The organism is Indiicoccus explosivorum (genome assembly GCF_002167005.1).
GTDB classification, from domain to species: Bacteria; Bacillota; Bacilli; order Bacillales_A; family Planococcaceae; genus Indiicoccus; species Indiicoccus explosivorum.
On the sequence record NZ_NHTN01000009.1, the window covers coordinates 15,748 to 35,826 of the forward strand.

General features: G+C 47.6%; 18 protein-coding genes and 1 pseudogene. 3 read left to right on the forward strand and 16 right to left on the reverse strand.

Annotation, left to right across the window (positions count from 1 at the left end):
* Nucleotides 1–67: 67 nt before the first annotated feature.
* Complete coding sequence (locus CCE92_RS02930) at nt 68–1,327, reverse strand: S8 family peptidase (RefSeq protein ID WP_088006033.1); 1,260 nt, start codon at nt 1,325–1,327, stop codon at nt 68–70.
* 307 nt (nt 1,328–1,634) lie between these two features.
* Between CCE92_RS02930 and CCE92_RS02935 the strand changes: the two genes are divergently transcribed.
* The 3 genes and pseudogenes from CCE92_RS02935 to CCE92_RS02945 all read left to right on the forward strand — a co-directional run bounded on the left by CCE92_RS02935 (nt 1,635) and on the right by CCE92_RS02945 (nt 4,795).
* On the forward strand, nt 1,635–2,900 hold the full coding sequence (locus CCE92_RS02935; RefSeq protein ID WP_144390968.1) for a tetratricopeptide repeat protein: 1,266 nt from the start codon (nt 1,635–1,637) through the stop codon (nt 2,898–2,900).
* 539 nt (nt 2,901–3,439) lie between these two features.
* Nucleotides 3,440–3,721, forward strand: a complete 282-nt coding sequence (locus tag CCE92_RS02940; protein ID WP_162287800.1) for a hypothetical protein — start codon at nt 3,440–3,442, stop codon at nt 3,719–3,721.
* Nucleotides 3,722–3,968: 247 nt separating this feature from the next.
* A pseudogene (locus CCE92_RS02945) lies at nt 3,969–4,795 on the forward strand (MBL fold metallo-hydrolase).
* Nucleotides 4,796–4,824: 29 nt separating this feature from the next.
* Here the strand turns inward: CCE92_RS02945 and CCE92_RS02950 are convergent.
* The 15 genes from CCE92_RS02950 to dctP form a co-directional block, all read right to left on the reverse strand.
* Nucleotides 4,825–5,499, reverse strand: coding sequence for an SDR family NAD(P)-dependent oxidoreductase (locus CCE92_RS02950; protein ID WP_241535845.1), 675 nt, complete (start codon nt 5,497–5,499; stop codon nt 4,825–4,827).
* Between the two features lie 117 nt (nt 5,500–5,616).
* Nucleotides 5,617–6,795: a dihydrolipoamide acetyltransferase family protein gene (locus tag CCE92_RS02955; protein WP_162287801.1), complete on the reverse strand. Its 1,179-nt coding sequence runs from the start codon at nt 6,793–6,795 to the stop codon at nt 5,617–5,619.
* Between the two features lie 85 nt (nt 6,796–6,880).
* The gene (locus CCE92_RS02960) at nt 6,881–7,858 is read right to left on the reverse strand and encodes an alpha-ketoacid dehydrogenase subunit beta (protein ID WP_088006037.1); all 978 of its coding nucleotides are present in this window, start codon (nt 7,856–7,858) and stop codon (nt 6,881–6,883) included.
* A gap of 13 nt (nt 7,859–7,871) precedes the next feature.
* Nucleotides 7,872–8,876 (reverse strand): thiamine pyrophosphate-dependent dehydrogenase E1 component subunit alpha, encoded by a 1,005-nt coding sequence (locus CCE92_RS02965; RefSeq protein ID WP_088006038.1) that lies wholly within the window; start codon nt 8,874–8,876, stop codon nt 7,872–7,874.
* Between the two features lie 114 nt (nt 8,877–8,990).
* The gene (locus CCE92_RS02970) at nt 8,991–10,382 is read right to left on the reverse strand and encodes a short-chain fatty acid transporter (protein ID WP_088006039.1); all 1,392 of its coding nucleotides are present in this window, start codon (nt 10,380–10,382) and stop codon (nt 8,991–8,993) included.
* A gap of 14 nt (nt 10,383–10,396) precedes the next feature.
* Nucleotides 10,397–11,923, reverse strand: coding sequence for a class I adenylate-forming enzyme family protein (locus CCE92_RS02975; protein ID WP_241535847.1), 1,527 nt, complete (start codon nt 11,921–11,923; stop codon nt 10,397–10,399).
* Between the two features lie 34 nt (nt 11,924–11,957).
* The gene (locus CCE92_RS02980; protein WP_088006041.1) at nt 11,958–12,731 is read right to left on the reverse strand and encodes an SDR family NAD(P)-dependent oxidoreductase; all 774 of its coding nucleotides are present in this window, start codon (nt 12,729–12,731) and stop codon (nt 11,958–11,960) included.
* A gap of 83 nt (nt 12,732–12,814) precedes the next feature.
* Nucleotides 12,815–13,867, reverse strand: coding sequence for a phosphotransferase family protein (locus CCE92_RS02985; protein WP_088006042.1), 1,053 nt, complete (start codon nt 13,865–13,867; stop codon nt 12,815–12,817).
* A 33-nt stretch (nt 13,868–13,900) separates the two neighbouring features.
* Entirely contained in the window at nt 13,901–14,752 is an 852-nt protein-coding gene (locus tag CCE92_RS02990; protein WP_206601388.1) for a 3-hydroxybutyryl-CoA dehydrogenase, read from the reverse strand.
* A 16-nt stretch (nt 14,753–14,768) separates the two neighbouring features.
* Nucleotides 14,769–15,557, reverse strand: a complete 789-nt coding sequence (locus CCE92_RS02995) for an enoyl-CoA hydratase/isomerase family protein (RefSeq protein WP_241535849.1) — start codon at nt 15,555–15,557, stop codon at nt 14,769–14,771.
* A gap of 18 nt (nt 15,558–15,575) precedes the next feature.
* Nucleotides 15,576–16,313 (reverse strand): 2-phosphosulfolactate phosphatase, encoded by a 738-nt coding sequence (locus tag CCE92_RS03000; RefSeq protein WP_088006043.1) that lies wholly within the window; start codon nt 16,311–16,313, stop codon nt 15,576–15,578.
* Between the two features lie 6 nt (nt 16,314–16,319).
* Nucleotides 16,320–16,919 (reverse strand): TetR/AcrR family transcriptional regulator, encoded by a 600-nt coding sequence (locus CCE92_RS03005; RefSeq protein WP_088006044.1) that lies wholly within the window; start codon nt 16,917–16,919, stop codon nt 16,320–16,322.
* Nucleotides 16,920–16,954: 35 nt separating this feature from the next.
* Nucleotides 16,955–17,419, reverse strand: a complete 465-nt coding sequence (locus CCE92_RS03010) for a TRAP transporter small permease subunit (protein ID WP_241535858.1) — start codon at nt 17,417–17,419, stop codon at nt 16,955–16,957.
* Between the two features lie 110 nt (nt 17,420–17,529).
* Nucleotides 17,530–18,870, reverse strand: a complete 1,341-nt coding sequence (locus tag CCE92_RS03015; RefSeq protein WP_088006046.1) for a TRAP transporter large permease — start codon at nt 18,868–18,870, stop codon at nt 17,530–17,532.
* An 84-nt stretch (nt 18,871–18,954) separates the two neighbouring features.
* Nucleotides 18,955–20,064, reverse strand: a complete 1,110-nt coding sequence (gene dctP / locus CCE92_RS03020) for a TRAP transporter substrate-binding protein DctP (protein ID WP_088006047.1) — start codon at nt 20,062–20,064, stop codon at nt 18,955–18,957.
* Nucleotides 20,065–20,079: the final 15 nt, after the last annotated feature.

Genomic DNA, 20,079 nt, shown 5'->3' on the forward strand with positions numbered 1-20,079 from the left:
CTTCCCTTCAAAGATAAATGTTAAAAAACAATCCCGGCGGAACCGCCGGAATTGCTTTCAGAAACCGTTACTGCACCGTCGCGAAACCGAAGCCCGAGGCATAGTCGTCCCCGGTGCCGGCTCCGTAACCGGATTTGATGTCATTGATGTACGCCCGGTACTGCAGTTCGCCGCGCACTTCTTCGTTCGTCGCGTACGGATACTGCGCCCAGATCTTCGCCGCCAGACCCGCTACGTGCGGTGTCGCCATCGATGTGCCGCTGATGGTCGCATAGCCGCCGTCATACCAGGTCGAGTAGATGGACGCGCCCGGCGCGGAGATCTCCACGTCGCCTTCTTCGATCGTGTAGTCGCCGTCTGTCCAGGAATACCCGCGGGACGAGAAGTCCGCCACCCGGTACGTGCCGTTCTGGACCACATTTTCAAGCGCCGCTACCGCCACCGCGTTTGGAACCGCCCCCGGATAACCGATCGACCCCTGATACGGACCTGAATTCCCGGCTGCCGCAATGACAAGGACGCCGCGGCTGTATGCATAATTCACCGCATCGGTGATCAGGCTGCTCTCACCGGAAGACCCGAGTGACATGTTGATGACTGCGTTCGACCCTTGCGCGTACGCCTGGTCGGCCACGTGGCGGATCGCACCCGCGATGTCATCCGCATAGCCGGAACCGTCATCGCCGAGCACTTTATACGCCCACAAGTCCGCATCCGGCGCTACACCGTAGACGCCATCGCCATACGGGCCGCCGTTCGCCAGCGCCGAGCCGGCCACGTGCGTGCCATGCCCCTGCCGGTCTGTACAAACGCCATATGTAATCGGATTGCTCTGCGTGAAATCTTTGCACTGCTCCACGTTCGCTGAAAGATCCGGGTGGCTGGTGTTGACGCCGGTGTCGAGCACCGCCACGTTCACTCCCGAACCGCCGGATGTCGCGGTCAGGTAACTATTGTTGTAGATCGCCTTGATGCCCCAAGGGGTCGACTGGGAGGCCGCCATGGTGCTGTAGGAAGCTTCCGGTTTCGAGGAAGTCTGGTCGATCGACAGCTCGTCGACTTTCGTCACCGTGACATTCTTATTGTGCTGCAGCGCCTGGAACTGCTTTTCGGTCATTTCCGTCGTGAAGCCATCCTCGCCGAACGCCCAGCGCACACCGTAGCGCTCCTTCAGCTCCGCTTTCTGCGCTTTCTGATCCGATTCGATCAGCACGCGGAACTTCTCTACTGCCTGTGCCTCTTCCCCATTCGCGCTTACCGCCGCAGCCGGAAGGAGGATACTGGCTGAAATCATCAAAGCCGTCAAAAATTTGCCGTTCCGTTTCATTCCATCGTCTCCTGTCTCGTTTTGATCTGCCCTGGGATGATCAGTCCCGAAGGCGCCGTTCGTTCTCTTAAGCTGTACAACTTGCTTTAAGCATAGCCGATAAATAACTATCTGTTAATTTTGACAATATGCAATGGTTTTGAATAAAAGATGGTCTCCCGACGAAAAAACCTCTAGTATATTAAGTAAATTCTCAAAACTATTTGTAAAAACATTGAAAAAGAAATGACTTGTTTTATTCGACCGGGCCGAAAATCAAAACTTCCCGGAATGTTCCGCTGTTTGTCAGCCGAAAGGAGCCATTGTTTTGAACGTAGGCAATAGAATCCGAAGAACAAGAAAATTAAAGGGGATGACAGCGGGGGACGTTTGCGCCGGCATCGTTTCCCCGTCCCATTTCAGCAATATTGAGAATAGTCGGTTTACCCCTGCAACTGATACACTGATGTTGATAGCCGACCGGCTGTCGGTTCCGCGCAGCTACTTCCTGAACGTCCACGAAGATGACCGTGGCGTGGAACGGCTGCTCGACGAACTGGACCGGAAAATCGAGGAAGGTGATGCGGAAGAAATTAAGCTGTTTCTGGAAGCGAACGAGGAGGCCCTTGCCTACATACCGTCCATCCGCCAGGAAATCCATGCCACGCTGCTGCACTTCCTTGCCCTTGTGAAAACCGGGGCGACCGATGCAGCCGTGAAGCTGTACCAGGAAGCGATCGCCCATTTCGACATTAGCCCGTCCTCCATCAACCTGGCGGACCAGCAGAAGTACTATCACATCTCCGGCCTGTACTTTTACCTCATGAGAGACTACGAGAAGAGCATTCATTTTTTCAAGAAAGTGCTGGACGTTAAGGAGAGCGAGACGGTGCGCGCGAAGATTTCCTTCAACATTGCGCTGGCGCTATCGAACTTACGAAAATATGAAGAGGCGTTGAAGTTTGCGGAAACGGCAACGGAACTGTACCTTCGATTGCACGATTGGGAGAGAACAGGCAACAGTTATAACTTAGTCGCTTATGTGCTGATCGGCCTGAATAGATTCGATGAATCTGAGGTCTACATCCAAAAAGGGTTCGATGTCACCAGCAGTGAATCCAAGATTTTGCACGCCAGACTTTTTCATAACTGGGCACTGATCCATGACGGTCGAAAAGAAACGAAAGAAGCAATTGCATGCATCAACAGGGCCATTGAACTTAAAACGACCAGCGGCCAGACAGATCTCTTTCTATCCTACCGGGTGAAACTTGATATTTTATTAAAGGCAGGTGACTTCCTCTCTTTCAATAAACTATTGAAAGCGGCTGAATCCTTCAGCCGGACAGCAGATGACCAAGCTCATCTGTATTTTCTGTCAGCGAGATTCCACTACCTGTTTGAAGACTATGGACAGTACGAGAATTCGATGAAAGCGGCGATTGAACTCTTTTTAGAGGAAAACGCGGATGAAAGTTTAATTGCTGCCTCTGAACATTTTTCGCAATTTTACGAGAAAAACAGTAAGTACAAAAAAGCTCTTTATTACCAAAAAATATGCACCGACACATTAAAAAAAATTAAGGAGAGATGAACATGAAGAAATATTTACTTTTGCTTGGTGTCTTGGTAGCCGCCGTCACAACCAGCGTGGACGCCCAACAGTTTGCCCACGACGGAGACCCCGGCGTGCCTGAAATCATTGTTGAAGGATAAATACCCGCCGGCCCTCCGCTTTCCCCCTTTCTGCGGAGGGCTTTCGTATGTCTTCATCGCGCTGACAGCGTTGAAAATAAATGCCCGTCAGGTGCTTTTCACGTCTCGCATAGGTTGAACCGCGCTGCTGGCTTAAGCAGAAGCGGTTCATTTTTTTTGCAAGATTATCGTTCACTGTTCAACGATGAATGGATTCTGAGGGGTTTTTTTCCAAAAATGAAACTTTTCTGTTGTCTGTCCGTACCATATAGATAACAGGCTAATTTTGAGGAGGAGACGGCTATCAAACGATTCCTGTATTACCTCATTTGGGCAGTGGCCATCGGACTTGTTGTTTTCGCCGGGTTGTTTTACCAGCTGCAATTGATGGAAAGGGCCGCAGAAACTTACGAACAGCTGCCGCTCCGGAGGTTTGCCGTGGTATTCCCCGTAGTCATCGGCATACTGCTGCGTTTACCGACCTTCTTGCTTGAAGTGAAAGAGAAGAAAATAACTTCCTTTGACTGGAGCAAATTTATCGCGGTAGGCGTGCCGGCTTTCGTTTTGCTGGTGATGCTCTTTTTGCCGTTCCTTCCGCCATTGGGTGGCTCGGCCATTGTCCGGACAATCGCTGCTTTCAGCGTTTCAACTGTTCCTACCATCACGGGTATTGTCTTTGGGTACGTCTTGCTGGACAGTTTCCGGACGAAAGAAACGTAGGCGAAGGGCGTGTGCATACAGCATCTTCTCCGGAAGGCTGTTTTGCCATGAACGCTTCATCAGTGCTGTTTACCGCATCCCTTTTTTAATCAAGCGGCTAAAAGAAATCCGGGACGCCGGCCGCTTTTCGTGTTTTATTGATGAAAAAGTCCTTGTACCGAATAATTCGACAATAACTTTCAAATCTCGCTAGTCAACCTGTGTTAAAATTTACAGAATAAGGTTTTTAGAAGGAGGAGCCGGCGGCATGCTCATCAAGACGAATTTCACACAACAGGAACGGCATGGTGTCGCCATCGGCACAGGGATTGTCTCCTTTCAGGGTGTCCGCATGGCCGTCCACTGTTTTATCGCGGATGGCGTCCTGATCGACACCGGAGCCGCTTCCTTGAAAAAAGGCTTCACCGATTTCTTCAGCCGGCAGCCGATCGACCAGGCTGTGATTACGCATTATCATGAAGACCATACCGGCTGTGCGGCTTTCGTCCGGAACGAATTGGGGCTGCCGCTTTACATGAATGGCCGGATGCTGGATTACTGCGGCACGAAGGCCGATTATCCGCTCTACCGGAAAGTCTTTTGGGGAAAACGCGAGCCATTCCGGGCAGAAGCAATCAGCCGGACTTTCTCCTCCCAGAACGCCGCCTGGGATGTCATCGAGACCCCGGGCCATGCCATCGACCACCTCGCGTTCCTGAACCGGGAGACCGGCCAGCTGTTCACCGGCGATCTGTTTTGCCAGGAAAAGATGAAAGTCGCCCTGCGTGAAGAAAGCGTCCCGGTGATCATCGAATCGCTCATAAAAGTCCTGACCTATGAGTTCAGTGACGTCTTCTGCAGCCACGCGGGTTTTGTGGGCGATGGCCGCGGCGCCCTCCGCCGAAAGCTTGAATACTTGCTGGACCTTCAGGGGAATATCATCCGCCTGCACGAAGAAGGATGGGAACCGGCGGACATCCGGCGCATCCTGCTGCCAAAAAATACCCCATCACCTACTTTTCAGCAGGCGAATGGGGCTCGATGCATATCATCCAGTCGGTGATCCGGGATTATGAGAGGGAAACGGGCAACTGACGCCACTTTTGTACAGAAGATGGCGTTTTCTACACTGTACTCCAGCCGCCATCCACGGGCATGATTAGCCCGGTTACATAACTGGCTTCATCTGATGCCAGAAATAAAGCGGCATATGCAACTTCTTCCGGTTCACCGACCCGGCCTAGCGGCCCCGCCTCGTAATTCTTTGCTATCTCCGGAACACCCAGCACTTCCTGGATCATCGGTGTATTGATTGCTCCCGGACAGATGCAGTTTACACGGATATTATACTTTCCATAATCTGCAGCCATTACCCGCGTAAGCGCCACACCCCCTCCTTTGGAAGCTGTATAAGCATCCGCTCCAGTCACGCCGATGATTCCGTTCAATGAAGCGTTATTTATGATATTGCCCTTTTTCTGCTCAATCATGACAGGAACGACATATTTGGACATCAAATATGCTCCATTCAAATTAATGCCCAATATGCTGTTCCAATCTTCGAGAGGGGTTTCCAGTATCGACGCCATCTTATAACGGGATCTTGCGGAAAACCCGATACCTGCATTATTAAACAATACATCAATCGATCCGTACTTGTTCCGTACTTCTTCCACCAATGTTCTGATATTTTCCTCGCTGGAAACATCGGTCTTATAGAACACCGCCTCTCCGCCTGCTGCCGTCACCTCCTCTGCTGTCTTCTGGCCAGATTCTTCATTCCATTCCGCCACAATCACTTTTGCGCCCTGCTCCGCGAATATCTTAGCCGCCGCTTTTCCCTGTCCGCTGTCCGCTTCCCGCTCCGGTAATAATGGCGACTTTGCCTTTTAACCGCATACATGATCTCCTTTCATTCAGCTAAGAGAATCCGAGCTCAGCGTCTCAAAGGTTTTCTTCAATTCCCCTGTAAATTCCGCCCCTTTCACGCCATCGATAAAACGGTGGTCATAGCAGACGGACAACATCATGATGGGGGCCACTTTAATGTCGTCGTTCTCGTCGACAATCGGCGTTTTTTTGACAGCACCGGCGAAGACAATAGCAGCCTGAGGACTGTTTATAATCGGCGTGCCCGTCTCGATACCAAAACTGCCTAGATTGGAGACAGTAATGGTTCCGTCGGCATAGTCTTCCATGGAAAGGCTCTTTTTTTCCGCTTTTTCTGCTAGTTTACGCACTTCAGCAGAAATGTCTTGCACTGATTTTGATTCTGTATTTTTAATAACCGGCACGACAAGTCCATCCGGACTGTTTACAGCTACCGAGACATTCACTTCTTCGTATACCGTAACTTCCTTCTGATCGTTCCCCAACCGGCTGTTCACGAACGGATGGGCGTGCACTGCGTTAGATACCGCTTTAATGATAATGTCATTCAGGGACACATTACCCAATTCCTTTTTCACTGCCATTGGCCGCGTCATGTCCACGGATACAATCTGCGTAAACTGCGGAATGTTTTGCCAGCTTTTCGCCATGTTGGAAGCCATCGTCTTTTGAATTCCGGTTAGCGGTATGGTCTCTTTTACACGTATGGATGGCTTAGTCTCCTCTTTCCCTGATGAAGCTTCCCGTACATCTTTTTCGGTGATGATGCCATTTTTTCCTGTTCCGGTAATTCCCTCTAGTGAAACGCCTAACTCTTTTGCCAATTTTCGTGCGCGCGGTGCCACTCCGCCTTGCCGGTCAGATGACTGCCGCTTCGGGTCTGTCTTTTCTCCCCCTTTTGCTGCTTCAGCTGCAGCGGGCGATTTGGTCGCTTCTTCTTTTTCATAGCGGGAAAAATCCACTTCTTCGTCTGCTCCTGCAATGACCGCGACAACGGTGTTCACAGGCACTTCCTTTCCGGGTGGCACAAGAATTTTCTTCAGAACGCCCCCTTCCTGCGCTTCAATTTCCAGGTTCGATTTCTCTGTCTCCAATTCGAATAAATAATCTCCTTTGTTGACTTCTTCGCCCTCATCCACTAACCAATCCGTAATGATACCATTTTGCATTGTCACACCGAGCCGGGGCATTTTCACTTCATACATTCTTTTGCCTCCTATCGAATGGTTCTGATTGAACAGAGAACCAGGCCGTACCATACACAGCGGACCTGGTTCTCTTCAGCAGCGCTCAGTACTCCATCAGTTCATTGACAGCTTGAACAATCTGTTCTTTGCTTGGCCGGTAAAATTGCTCAAGATAAATGTTCTGTGCGATCGGCACATCCGGACTGCCGATGCGCCGGATCGGAGCAGCCAAATCGAACAGTGCTTCTTCCTGGATTTGCGCTGCAATTTCCGCACCGGATCCGCCTGTTTTCGATTCCTCGTGGACAATCAGCACCCGGCCCGTCTTCCGGACGGATGACAGAATGGTTTCCATATCGAGAGGCGCAAGCGTCCGCGGATCGACCACTTCGACTTCTGTGCCGTCCGCAGCCAGCTCTTCAGCGGCCTCTAATGCCGTATGTACCTGAAGAGCGGTAGCAATGACTGTGACATCGGACCCTTCCCGTTTTATGTCCGCCTTCCCGAATGGAATTAAATATTCCTCTTCAGGAACCTCGCCTTTCATATCGTAGAGAAGCTTATGTTCAAAGAACAATACTGCGTTATTGTCCCGAATCGCCGTCTTCAACAGCCCCTTTGCATCATACGGCGTAGAAGGAATTACAATTTGAAGACCTGGACCATGCATGAAAAGTGCCTGCGGACTTTGGGAATGTTCCGGCCCGGCTCCGCCGGCAATGCCTACGGGCAGACGAAGCGTAATTGGCATTTCCATTTGGCCTCCGTGCATGAACCGCCATTTGCCCATCTTGTTAAAGATTTCGTCAAAAGCGATACCTGCAAAATCGCCGAATTGCAATTCAGGGACTGGCCGGGCATTGCCTGTAATCGCCATTCCTACTGCCGCCGCTACTATGGTAGGTTCAGCAATCGGCGTATCAAACACCCGGTTGCCGTACTTTTCGTACAGACCTTCCGTCACTTTATTTATTCCGCCGAATTTACCGACATCTTCCCCGAAGACGAGTGTAGTTTCATCTCTCTCCATTTCTTCATTCAACGCTTCCAACAGTGCTGTCCGCATATTGATCGTTCTCATCGTTTCTCCCCCTTTACGCGAATAATCCCTCGTATATTCTTCCCGCTTCCGGTTGCGGTGCGGATTCCGCTTTTTCGATAGCTTCAAGAATTTCCTGTTCTACTTCCTGATCAATGGTTTTTAGTTCTTGTTTTTCGGCGATTTTATCCAACAGCATCCGGGAAACGAAATTCCGGATCGGATCTTTATTTTCTTTCCAGTCTTTCAGTAATTCGCCATCAACATAGTCATATGGATCTCCCTCAAAATGACCGCGGTGCCGGAAAGTCTGAGCTTCAATGAATGTCGGGCCTTCCCCCCGCTTCGCCCGTTCTACAGCTTCTTTCGTGGCTTCATGCATCAGCAGCACGTCATTTCCATCCACCACACAATTCGAGATTCCATAGCCGTAAGCCCAATCTGCAATATGCTCTTTCACAGCATGTGTCTCTGATACATGACAGGAAATCGCATATTCGTTGTTTTCACAAATATAGATGACCGGCAGATTATAAAGTCCAGCCCAGTTTAATGAACCGTGCAGCATTTCTCTTGATGCAGCCCCGTCTCCGAAATAAATGACCGTCACCTGATCGGTTCCTTTGAATTTCGAAGCGTATGCAGTCCCTATACCGATCCCTAATTGGGAACCGATGGTGCCTGCCTGGCCGAGTACGCCCCTCGAAGGATCTGCACTATGGACGATGCCTGCGCCCAACCCTCTCGTTGTCCCTTCGGTGGTTCCAAGAAAATCACCATAGATTTTGGAAAGCGGTACTCCTTTTGCAATCTTCTGGTTACAGCCGCGGTGATTGTAGTAAATGTAGTCCTCGTCCCGCAGAACGTTTCGGATGGACCCTGCCGATAATCCTTCCGAACCAATGCCGGAATGGTAGAACCCTGATACCTTCCCCTCCTGCATCAGTCTGATTAAATGTTCGTCGAATTTCCTAATTTTCACCATTGTTCTGTAGAAATCCAGCAGCACATCCTTCGAATAGTCTTTCAGCTGAGTTTCTTTTTTGTAGATTTCCGCCATCTTCTCTCACTCCTTCTTCTTTTACTAAACTGATTGGCAGCAACGGACAAAGGTAGATTTCTTAATCTATTTGAATAGAACCTAAATCCCTGTACGAAGAAAGGCCAAGCCGGGTTAACTGAACAGCATCATACATGCGGCGATGACAACACCGCTATAGAGTAGCGCAACAAGTGTATAGCCCATAATATCCCGAATTTTCAGTCCCGCTATTGCAAGAAGCGGTATAGCCCAGAACGGCTGAATCATATTGGTCCATGCATCTCCCCAAGCAACTGCCATTACGACTTTTGCAGGTTCAACTCCCATTTCCAAAGCAGCCGGTACCACAATCGGTGCCTGGACTGCCCATTGGCCGCCTCCTGAAGGAATGAAAATATTCAAAAGACCGGCTGATAGGAATGTCCAGAGCGGCAGTGTTTTAGCAGTGGAAATGTCAATAAAGAAATTTGCAAGCAAGACAGCCAGTCCTGAAGCAGCGAGCATTCCCATAATTCCCGCGTAGAACGGATACTGCAAAACAAACTGACCCACACTGCTTACGGATTTCAACAGTCCATCGGCGAGTTCCCGGACATTTGAAAATAAAAGAAGAGCGGCTGTCAAGAACATTAAATTCACCGTATTCAAATCAAGAACAAAGCCATTAGTGAAAAAGTGGTTTACTAAATAGCTTAAGCCAAGAAAACCGCCAATTAATGGAATTAAGCGGGATTTTTCAATTTTATCATTCGGATAATTTGTATTTTTAACCGGTTCTTCTTCCGTTTGTTCATCCAATAGAGCTGGATCAATGGTATAGCGGTCTGCCGGGTTTTTAGGATGAATGAGCCGCATGACAAATGGCAACGTTAAGAAAATAATGGTGACAATCGCAATATTGACGGTAGAGAGGAGCGTCTCTGTAATTGGAATAATTCCAATTTCACCTTCAAAGACATGTCCAGCCGTAGCAACGAATAGGGCAGGAGAAGAGGATAATCCGCCTTCCCAAATGATAAATCCCGAATAGCCTGCTGCCACTAGAACACGGTAATCAACGTCAGGCACTTTTCTCCCTACCAATTTCGCCATTATACCTGCTACAACTAAACCAAAAGCCCAACTGATCAACGAGGCCCCAAGTGCAGTGAAGGTGACAAGTAAAATAGCTGAAGTGGGTGTTTTACATTTGGAGGCAATACTTTCAAGTGTCCGGGAGACAGGCTTTGTCAGGGCAAGCGCAAAACTCATAACGAAAGTTGTAATGATTTGTGCAGTAAATGTAAGAAGCGCCCAAAAACCATCTCCCCAGTAAAGCAGCATATCGAATGGACCGGAATCCGTAAAAATGACTCCGGCAATAAAAGCAATGACAGTGAGTAAAATAGCAAATACAAAGGCATCGGGCAGCCATTTCTCCGCCATCTGTGCAAAAAAGTTCGCCAAGCGGGCAAGTGGATTATTTTTCACTGAAGTTTCAATGGGGTTCTCCTTTAATTGTTCAGGGTTCTTGACTTCTACCATGTTTGAATTCCTCCTCATATCCAATTTTTCATTTGGTGTTTCTGAATTTTGCCGACAGAAGTACGGGGAAATTCTTTAGTAATATGGATTATTTGCGGTACTTTGAATTTTGCCAGCCTGTCACGGCACCAATCCATCAGTTCATTTGGGTGAACAGACTTACCGTCTTTTAAAATAACGAACGCATGGATTTCCTCTTCGTAAAGAGGGTCTGGCACTGATATGACAGCGCTTTCAAAAACTGCATCATGTTCATTAAGGACTGTTTCCACTTCTCCTGCAGCGATATTCTCTCCCGCACGTTTCATCATGTCCTTTTTTCGATCGACAAAGTAATACAGACCTGTCCCTGGATCTTTCCGTCCTATATCACCGCTGCACAGCCAATTGTCACGGATTGCATCTCTTGTGGCTTCCGGGTTTTTAAAATACTCTTTCATAATGGTTTCACCCGGCACACCGGCGACCGTAATTTCCCCCGCTTCTCCTTCAGGTACTTCCTCGCCATCATCTCCAAGGATCTTCACCTTGTAGCCACAGGATTCCCGGCCGATGCTTCTATGGTGTTCACCTGATAAATTTATTAGAGGTACGGCAACAGTTTCAGTCATACCGTACAGTTGGTTTAATTCCACGTTATACTTTTTTGTGAACGCTCTGTATTGGTCATCGGTCAATCCTTGAGCATAAATGATCATCCTCAGCCCGTTAAAGGCATCCGCCGGATCATATTCTTTTTTTAAAATCATCCGAATGGGTGCAGAGAATAGAGAGCCGATCGTCGCTTCCAGCCGGTTCGCCTGTTTAATATAATTCGTCGCACTGAAGCGTTCAGTAATGGCGATGCTTGCACCCACGTTCAAGGCTGGAATTGCCATATAATATTGTCCGTTTCCGTGGAACATCGGCAATACAATAAGCATCCTGTCAGTCGCTTGATACTGTAATGTATTTGCTATTTGTTCTCCCGTATGTAAGTAGTTTCGATGGGTCAGCACTACACCTTTCGGCTTTGAAGTTGTCCCTGAAGTATAGAGAATCGCTGCATCTTCTCTTCCAAGGATGAATGGCGGATATTGCATAGGTTTCATTCTTTCGATTTCCTGTTCAAGCCATATGCCTTCCTGCTCTTCACCGAGCCGCGACAAGAGCAGCGGTAATTGAAACGCATTAAATTTCCGCTCATACTCCTTTTCCGTAATAATGAGCTTGCTTTCTGAATGTGTCACCAGATACTTCATCTCTTCTTCAGTTGAGAGAATGTTGGTTGGTACCATGACCCCTCCAACGGTAAGAACAGCAAACCACGAAACCATAAAAGCTGTGCCGTTCGGCAAGTGTAGCAGAACCTTGTCTCCTTTTTGAATTCCATATTCCTGCAGCAATGCAGCAAGCTTCCATACCTGTTCCTGGAATTCCTTGTACGTCAGCCTCTCTATTCTGCCCTGCAAATCCTCCACTACTAAAAATTCTTTATCCTGCTGCTGTTTACATCTTACTGCAAGCAATTCCGGCACTGTCCGTATTTCCTGTTCCGTCACCCATTCCTTCCTCCTTTCCTTGCTCCCTGGCCGTCTAGTTTGCCGTCCAGCCGCCATCCACGTAAAGAACCTGTCCCGTCACATAACTTGAGGCATCCGAAGCAAAAAAGACTGCCGGCCCTATTATTTCCTCTGTTTCACCCATTCTTTTTAATAATGTGCGGCTGACAATTTTCTCAAGTCTTTCCGGATCCTGCAGAAACCCTTCGGTCATCGGCGTTTTAATGTAAGCAGGAGCGATGGCGTTGACAGTAACATCATAGTCCGCCAATTCAGCTGCCCATACTTTGGTTATCTGATTGATGCCGCCTTTGCTCGCAGCGTAGCTTGTCTGAAGGGGATTGCCGACTTGTCCAAGAATTGATGAAATATTTATAATGCGGCCGCTCCGTTGGGACATCATCCGCTTTGCCGCCTGCTGTCCGGCCAGGAAAATGCCTTTCAAATTTGTATTGAGAACCCGATCCCAATCGTCTTCCTCCACTTCTACAAGCGGTTTTCGAATATTCATGCCGGCATTATTGACCAGAATATCGAGTTTTCCAAATACTTTATCCGCATGACTGAACAATTCTTCTACATCTTCTTTAAGAGTGACGTCCGCTGTTTTCCACTTTACGGCATACCCATCTTCCTTAAAATCGCTAACAGCTTTCTTTAAAGCCTCTTCATTCCTTCCGGTAATCAGCACTTCAGCTCCGTAATGGGCCAAGCCCCTTGCGATTGCCAAGCCGATCCCTTTGCTGCCCCCCGTAACAATGGCTTTCTTGCCTTGAAGCTTAAAAGAAGGAATTGAAGCTCCATTCATAAAAAAACCTCCATATATTTAAAATAACGTAATATTTAGAAAAATCAAGTTATTTTCCCCTTTTTTTCAAGAAACGTTTTTGCTTAGAGCAGACGGCCAGCCCGTGCTTGATCTGCCATTTCAAAAAGATTCATCACGGCTTTATTCAATTCCTTGAAGCGGTCATCTCGAATTTCACCGGTTTTCCAGCGGTAATAAATCTGCTGCAGAATTCCGGCAAGCTTGAAAAATCCGAACGCAACATAAAAATCAATGTTCGAAACGTCCCGTCTGCTAGCCTTTGTGTATTCTTCCACGAATTCCTTCCGGCTGTAAAACCCCGGTTGATCGGTCAGCACTGTAATTCCCATATCCGGATCATCAGGGCCTCCCCAGTAAGCGATGGTGGAGCCTAGATCACTTAATGGGTCTCCGATGGTTGATAACTCCCAATCAAGCACGCCTATCACTTTCCCCGGGTTCTGATGATCAAGAACTAAATTATTCAGCTTGAAATCATTATGAACTACAGTTGTCTCAGAATTGACAGGGATATTGGCAGTCAAATATGCCTGTAAATCTGCAAGCCCTGGAACTTCATCCGTTTTTGCGCGCTCATACCGCTTGATCCAACCGTGTACTTGCCGTTCCATGAACCCCTCCGGTTTCCCCATCTCTTCAAGCCCTGCTGCCTTATAGTCTACGGACTGCAGGTCGGCAAGCGTCTGGATCACTCCTTGAGAAATAAGCGGTCCTGCCTTTTCAGATGATTCATAGCCGGACGGCAATTCATCATCCAACACAATGCCGTCTTTTTTTTCCATCACATAAAAATGCTTATCCATCACTTCAGTATTTTCACAATAAACATAAGGCTCCGGAGCTAATGAAAAAACTGGATTAATCTTTGTCAGCATTTTATATTCCCGTTCCATATCGTGAGCTCTAGGGGGGACTTTTCCAAACGGCGGCCGTCTGAGAACCCCTTCCCAGTCTCCAATTTTAAGCAGGTACGTAAGGTTGGAATATCCCTCTGAAAATTGCCGGACTTGCATTTCCTCTTGCGGCAAATCAGAGATAGAGCGCCGGAGGTAATTCTCGACTTTCCCCCAATCAATTGATTGCTGCTTCCTTACCCCTTCTTGCGATTCTGTCATATCCTTCTCTCCTTCCTGCAATAAATACCGGTATCACTCGTATTTAAAGAAACCTTCTCCGGATTTTCTTCCGAGACGCCCGGCTCTAACGTATTGCTTCAATAAAGGGGCCGGCCGGTACTTGGAATCCTTCGTCTCTTCATAGAGAGTTTCTGCCACCATGAGCATAGTATCGAGACCGATCAGATCAGTCAGAGCAAGCGGCCCGATTGGATGGCTTGCTCCGAGTTTCATGCCTTTATCGATATCCTCCGCTGTCGCGATTCCTTCCGCTAATACAAAAATCGCTTCATTGATCATAGGTGTCAGTATCCGATTTACAACGAATAGCGGCGCTTCTTTTACGGAGATAGCTGTCTTATTGAAGCGCTCAGCCAATTGGTGTGCGATGCGGAAGGTTTCATCGCTTGTCTGCTCTCCGCGAATAATTTCAACGAGTTCCATAACGGGCACTGGATTAAAGAAATGCATGCCGATCAGTCGATCACTCCGCTCTACGGCACCGGCCATTTCAGTAATGCTTAAACCCGAGGTATTCGAGGCGAAGATTGCAGAGGGTCTACACAGCTGGTCCAATTCTGCAAAAAGCGCCTTTTTGGGTTCGATTTTTTCTACAATTGCTTCGATAACAAAGTCTGCATCCTGCAGTTTCCGGAGATCATCGACCGTTTCAATCCTTGCCCGGACTCCTTCCGCTTCTTTCTTAGCGGTTTTTCCTTTCTCCACGTTTCTGGCTAATGTCTTTTCAATTCGATGAATTCCCCGTTTCAACCCTTGTGTGTCGATGTCGTAAAGCAAGACCGGAATGCCTGCTTCAGCAATGACTTGCGCAATTCCATTTCCCATAATCCCTGCTCCTACGACAGCTGCCTGTTGAATTGTCATCTAATCCCTCCCAAAGTTATTCACCTGGAAATTCAGGACGTCTTTTTTCCATGAATGCTTTGACCCCTTCTTGCATATCCGCAGTTTTACATAAGTCGGCAAACAATCGACTCTCTAATTGCTGCCCCTCCTCAAGAGATAATTCACTTCCCTTGTCTATGGCCCATTTTGCGTTTGCAATAGCGATAAAGCCTTTTCCCGCAATTTTGTCGGCCAGCTCTTTTGCGGCTTCCAACGAAGCTCCTTCAGGTACCACCCGGTCCACTAGCCCTGTCTCATAAGCTTCCTGTGCCGACAGCTGGATGCCTGCAAATATCATCTCTTTCGCTTTACCGTTTCCTACAAGACGCGGCAAGCGCTGAGTCCCGCCATATCCGGGGATAATCCCTAAGCCAGTCTCCGGAAGGCCGAGTTTCACTTGTTCCTCCGCGATTCGCATATCGCATGCGAGCGCTAATTCCAATCCCGCTCCAAGCGCCGTCCCATTAATCGCACAAATAATAGGCAGCGGAGAATGAGCCAGCTTATCAAAAATTTTCTTTCCCTTCTCAACAAGTAATCGCCCTGTCTCAGGTGTAAGAGCTGGAAATTGGTTGATATCCGCTCCTGCAATGAAGACTTTGTCTCCTGCAGCCTTTAATACGATGGTCTTTACCTGTTTATAGTTCAGCGCCTCGTCGATCGCCGAATTAAGTTCGGTCAGGACAGCATCAGTCAGAATATTTAAAGGAGGATTTGCAATCGTCAGCAAAACCAAATGTCCTTCTGTTTCCAGTTGGATGGATTCCCATTCATTCTGTCCCACTTTGCCACCTCACCTCCGTCATTCTTTCAATTGTTTGTTTTCCCGTACAATTCGCCCGCCATTGAATACCGGTACGATCCCTATTTTTTCATGATGATCAATCACAAAATCCATAGAAGCATCAAATCCGAAAGACTGAAGCAAAGAAGCAGTTTCGCATTCCAGTAAGTTCCGGAATGAGTCGGCCATTGCATCGTTGTATGTATCCCGGGCAAGTTTCGCTGCATCAGACAGCTCGTACTCCCCGCGGGTTATAAGATGTTCTGCAATCTGTCCCGCCCCCACAAAATCCTCCATGGAGAACCGGTCATCATTTCCGGCACAAATTAAAACGATTGACGAATTGTCTGTATGCTGATGAATTCGTTCTGCCACTTTATGTCCATTCACTAGTGATGAAATATATAATTGTTTCGCTTGTTTCGCCCGTTCTATCGCTATGGTTCCATTCGTTGAACAAATAACAGCCGCACCAGTATCTTTGTTTGGCGTGATAAGGCAAGGGTCGGGATATTGGAATCCTGCAATAGATTCTCCTTTGGTTTCGCCCAGCAAAATATATTCCCCATCAAATCGGGACGTCATGGCCAAAGCTTCCTGGCTGTCTTTTGCTGTATAGACAGACTCGTAATTATTCTCCAGTAAAAATGCGATCGTAGACGTCGCCAGGAACACATCAATCACTACCGCCGTGCAGCTTGCCAGCTTCGCTTCATTGACAGCTTCTTTTTGAGTAACTACGTGAACTTTTCTCATTATTATTCAATCCTTCAGTTTCCTGATTAAAATCTCCGTCAAATAATCTGCATAGATGTTTTGGACTTCCTCTTCAGAGAACTCTCCGCCCGGTGAGTACCATACTTGCACCCAATTTGTTGCCCCTAGAATGATCATCCGGACCATTTTTACGTTCTTAGCACTGAATTCTGCTGATTCTATGCCTTGTTGGATGATTTTATCGAAATATCCTGCATATTGATCACGTTTAATTAAAATCGCATCAATATGTTCTGCCGGAAATATCTGTGCCGGCTTAAGAATCAGATTGAATACGTCTTTTTCTTGAATCGCGACTCCCAAATGCATTTTAATCGCCTGTTTCAATTTTTCAGGGGCAGATATCGAAGACTCTACAATTTCTTTCATTTTTTCCATAGCTTCCGACAGAATCCAATCATGGCAATGATATAAAAGCTCTTGCTTACTATTGAAATAGTAATATAATGAGCCCTTTGTCATTAGTAGTTCCGCAGCAATTTCTTCCATCGTGGCATTCTGAAATCCTTCTCTCGCAATTACAAGACTTGCCGAACGAAGGATATCTTCCCGTTTTTTAGCCGCTTTTCTTTCCCGTAAATTCATCATCGTTCCTCATTTCTTATTTGACCGTAGTTTATTCAAGTTGGATCCTCTGCCTCTTGATCCTCTCCCATCATTAACAGTGTCGGTTCCTTTACAGCCAGGTTCCGAATAAGCAAAAATAAATTTTCAATTGCAATCAGTGCAAATGAAATCGGGATTAAGAAGAACAAGGGATAGAGAGGATAGAGCCTTCCGGCTGCCGGGAACCCCTCTTCCCGTTCCAATCCATTCATGGCAAACTGCCATGTAAACTGAACTAACAGCAAAAGAACGAACAGCTCGATCAGAATCATGACAATGACAAGCAACCGCTGGGCATTTTCAGGAATGCGCTCAATGACCAAGTCCATCTTCGGCAGCACTCCTGAAGAGTAGGCATACGCAAGCCCCGGAAAAACTACGAGCGGCATGAAATAATTCTGCACAATTTCAAACCCTCCATTTATAGAGCCGGCAAACAAGTTTCGTGCAATTACGTCATAAACAATGAATCCCATCATGATCAATAAAAAAATTCCGCTGATCCAAATTCCGGCCAGTTTGATGCAATTGAAAGCCCGGTAAGTTTTCCATAAAGTATCCATACATCCATTTCTCCCCTTTCTCGCCTTCAATCTGCAGAAGCAGGAAGCCATGTGGCAAGTTCCGGAAATGCGATCAGCAGCCCACAGACGACCAACATCGCGACAGCTGCAAACACGAATGCGATTTTGAATATCGATTCAGACCGGATTCCGCTCACACCGGCGACAGCATAGACACTTAACCCAACTGGAGGTGTAATGAGACCGATTGTACAAATTACTGAGATGAAGACCCCAAACCACAATACATCCACTTGGATTTCCTGGATGATCGGAAAAATGACCGGTATGGACATCAGGATGACCGCAGCCCCTTCAATGAACATAAACATGACGAATAGAACTGTCGAAATTGCGATAAGCACTAAAACCGGGGAACCCATAATCGGTTCAAGGAATCCGATAAGTGTCCGTGGCAGCAAAGAAAGCGAAACAAAACGGCCAAAGATCTGAGCGCCGATCATGATCAGCATGACCATACCGGTCAGCTTAACGGTTTCAAACAATGAATCCCGAAAAAACCGTAAATTTACACGACCGAGCACAAGTGCCGCCAAGAGCCCGACAAATGCTCCGACAGCTCCAGCTTCCGTCGGTGTAAATATGCCGGAATAGATACCGCCAAAAATGATCAGCATAATCAAAATAGCGATAATGCTGCTGACTATCAGCTTAAATATAGAAGGTTTTTGTTCTTCTTCAACGGTTGCCGCAATTTCTGGAACAGCCCTCTCTTCTTTATTAATCGGTTGTTTTTTCAAACCTATTCTGAAATAGACGAGCATTACGAGAATATAGACAACCATTACAAGGATACCGGGAATAAACGCTCCAATGAATAAACTGCCTACTGGTGTTTCGGTCGCAACTCCGTACAGAATGAGAATGATGCTGGGCGGAATAATTCCGGATAAAGATCCGCCGGAAGCGGCAACAGCACCGGCCAGCTCCGGACTATATCCATGCTTCCGAAGTTCTGGCATCGCGACTTGCCCTAAAGAAGCAGCTGTGGCAGTACCAGAACCAGAAACAGCACCCAATACGCCTCCGACCATTAATGTCAGTACTCCAAGCAAGCTGTTCTTCCCTTTGGAAGCTCTGTGTACAATATAAAAAATGTCTTGGACCAGTCCTGACTGTAGAATAAACTGAGCCATTAGCACAAAAAGCGGAATCGTTGTCAACGTGTAACTGGCGACCCGGTTAAAGGGCTCATTCCCAAGTAATCCAGGCAGAAAATCGAAGCCTTCCAGTAGAATCAATCCCACCACACCGCTGGTGAGGAGGATGGAATGGATATACATTCCTGCTACCAGCAGAATGATAATCCCTGCCAGAATGATGCCAATGACGATTAAATTGTCCATACCGGACCACCCTTCACGTGAATGTATAAAAAGGGGAACATTTATCCTCTTTGCTGTCCCCCTTTTGCCATTGCTTAGCAGTTATCAAAGATCCATGACAGCTTCCGGGACTTCCCCGCCTTCTTCAATGATCAAATCGCGCCATGTGCGTACCAGTTCGTATCCTGGAAGTCCATTGGATTCCAAGAGTTCTGCGTAATCAACCCAGGTTTCTACAATCCCTTCATTAAAATGTTCCTGGACTGCCGGATCTAAATCTGCAAAATCCACAAATTCACCGCCGGCTGCTTCGTTTTCAGCAACCATTTCTTCTGCACGTTCATTCCAAATCGAAATTGTTTCTCCAAAGATATCTTCGTGTGCTTGTACCATCGCTTCTTGTACGTCTTCAGGTAATTCAGCCCAGCGTTCTTCGTCCATTCCGATAAACGCATTGAAGTGACCGAAATTCACACCGGTCAATGTATAAGTGAATAAGTCTTGAAATCCATAACCGGACCAGTCGGCTATGCTGTAGAAGCTTCCATCGAATGCTCCTCGGCTGAGAGCGTCATACATTTCAACAGCTGGCATTGTCACACTGTCAATACCAGTTTTTTCAGCATAGACTTCATGAATTCTGGATGGTGTCCGAAGGGATGTGCCGACCACGTCTTCCACTGTGTTGAACTCCTTTCCGGTAGTAGAAATCGAATATTCCTGCGTAGTAGAGATCGGGAATACTTTAAAGTCAGCGAATTGCATGTCAAAGTAAGTCTGCCCATCCGCCAGTTCCTCTTCGCTCTCAAGCAACTGTCTCCATGCGTTTGAAGCGATTTCAGTGTTCGAATAACTTAACGGCAGCATGGTGACTTCCGCCATCGGAAACTGATCAGGCTGGTAGATCGGCAATATGATTCCTACATCAATCGTTCCGTCCAGCACCGCTTTCCCCTCATCCGGAACGGACACCAGCTCCCCGCCTGTGAATGTTTCAAACTCCACTTGGCCGTCTGTCAATTCTTCGACACGTTCCATCCATGGAACCATTGCACCTTCCCACCAGGCGTGCTGGGCACTAAGACCAGTAGCTGCCCGAAGTGTGATTGTCTCTTCTCCTTCTGCGCCCCCTCCGGCTTCATCTTCTCCACAACCGCTCAACAAAAGCGCTCCGCTCATCCCCATAATAAGTACGCCTGATTTGAGAAGTTCCATAAAATTACCCCCTGT

What these genes read in the sequence shown, in the direction of transcription:
- CCE92_RS03005 (WP_088006044.1), bottom strand. Translation starts at nt 16,919, where the DNA reads ATGAATTTACGGGAAAGAAAAGCGGCTAAAAAACGGGAAGATATCCTT.
- CCE92_RS02970 (WP_088006039.1), bottom strand. Translation starts at nt 10,382, where the DNA reads ATGGTAGAAGTCAAGAACCCTGAACAATTAAAGGAGAACCCCATTGAA.
- CCE92_RS02980 (WP_088006041.1), bottom strand. Translation starts at nt 12,731, where the DNA reads ATGAATGGAGCTTCAATTCCTTCTTTTAAGCTTCAAGGCAAGAAAGCC.
- dctP (WP_088006047.1), bottom strand. Translation starts at nt 20,064, where the DNA reads ATGGAACTTCTCAAATCAGGCGTACTTATTATGGGGATGAGCGGAGCG.
- CCE92_RS02990 (WP_206601388.1), bottom strand. Translation starts at nt 14,752, where the DNA reads ATGACAATTCAACAGGCAGCTGTCGTAGGAGCAGGGATTATGGGAAAT.
- CCE92_RS02955 (WP_162287801.1), bottom strand. Translation starts at nt 6,795, where the DNA reads ATGTATGAAGTGAAAATGCCCCGGCTCGGTGTGACAATGCAAAATGGT.
- CCE92_RS02965 (WP_088006038.1), bottom strand. Translation starts at nt 8,876, where the DNA reads ATGGCGGAAATCTACAAAAAAGAAACTCAGCTGAAAGACTATTCGAAG.
- CCE92_RS03010 (WP_241535858.1), bottom strand. Translation starts at nt 17,419, where the DNA reads ATGATGGGATTCATTGTTTATGACGTAATTGCACGAAACTTGTTTGCC.
- CCE92_RS02930 (WP_088006033.1), bottom strand. Translation starts at nt 1,327, where the DNA reads ATGAAACGGAACGGCAAATTTTTGACGGCTTTGATGATTTCAGCCAGT.
- CCE92_RS02985 (WP_088006042.1), bottom strand. Translation starts at nt 13,867, where the DNA reads ATGACAGAATCGCAAGAAGGGGTAAGGAAGCAGCAATCAATTGATTGG.
- CCE92_RS02960 (WP_088006037.1), bottom strand. Translation starts at nt 7,858, where the DNA reads ATGAGAACGATCAATATGCGGACAGCACTGTTGGAAGCGTTGAATGAA.
- CCE92_RS03015 (WP_088006046.1), bottom strand. Translation starts at nt 18,870, where the DNA reads ATGGACAATTTAATCGTCATTGGCATCATTCTGGCAGGGATTATCATT.
- CCE92_RS03000 (WP_088006043.1), bottom strand. Translation starts at nt 16,313, where the DNA reads ATGAGAAAAGTTCACGTAGTTACTCAAAAAGAAGCTGTCAATGAAGCG.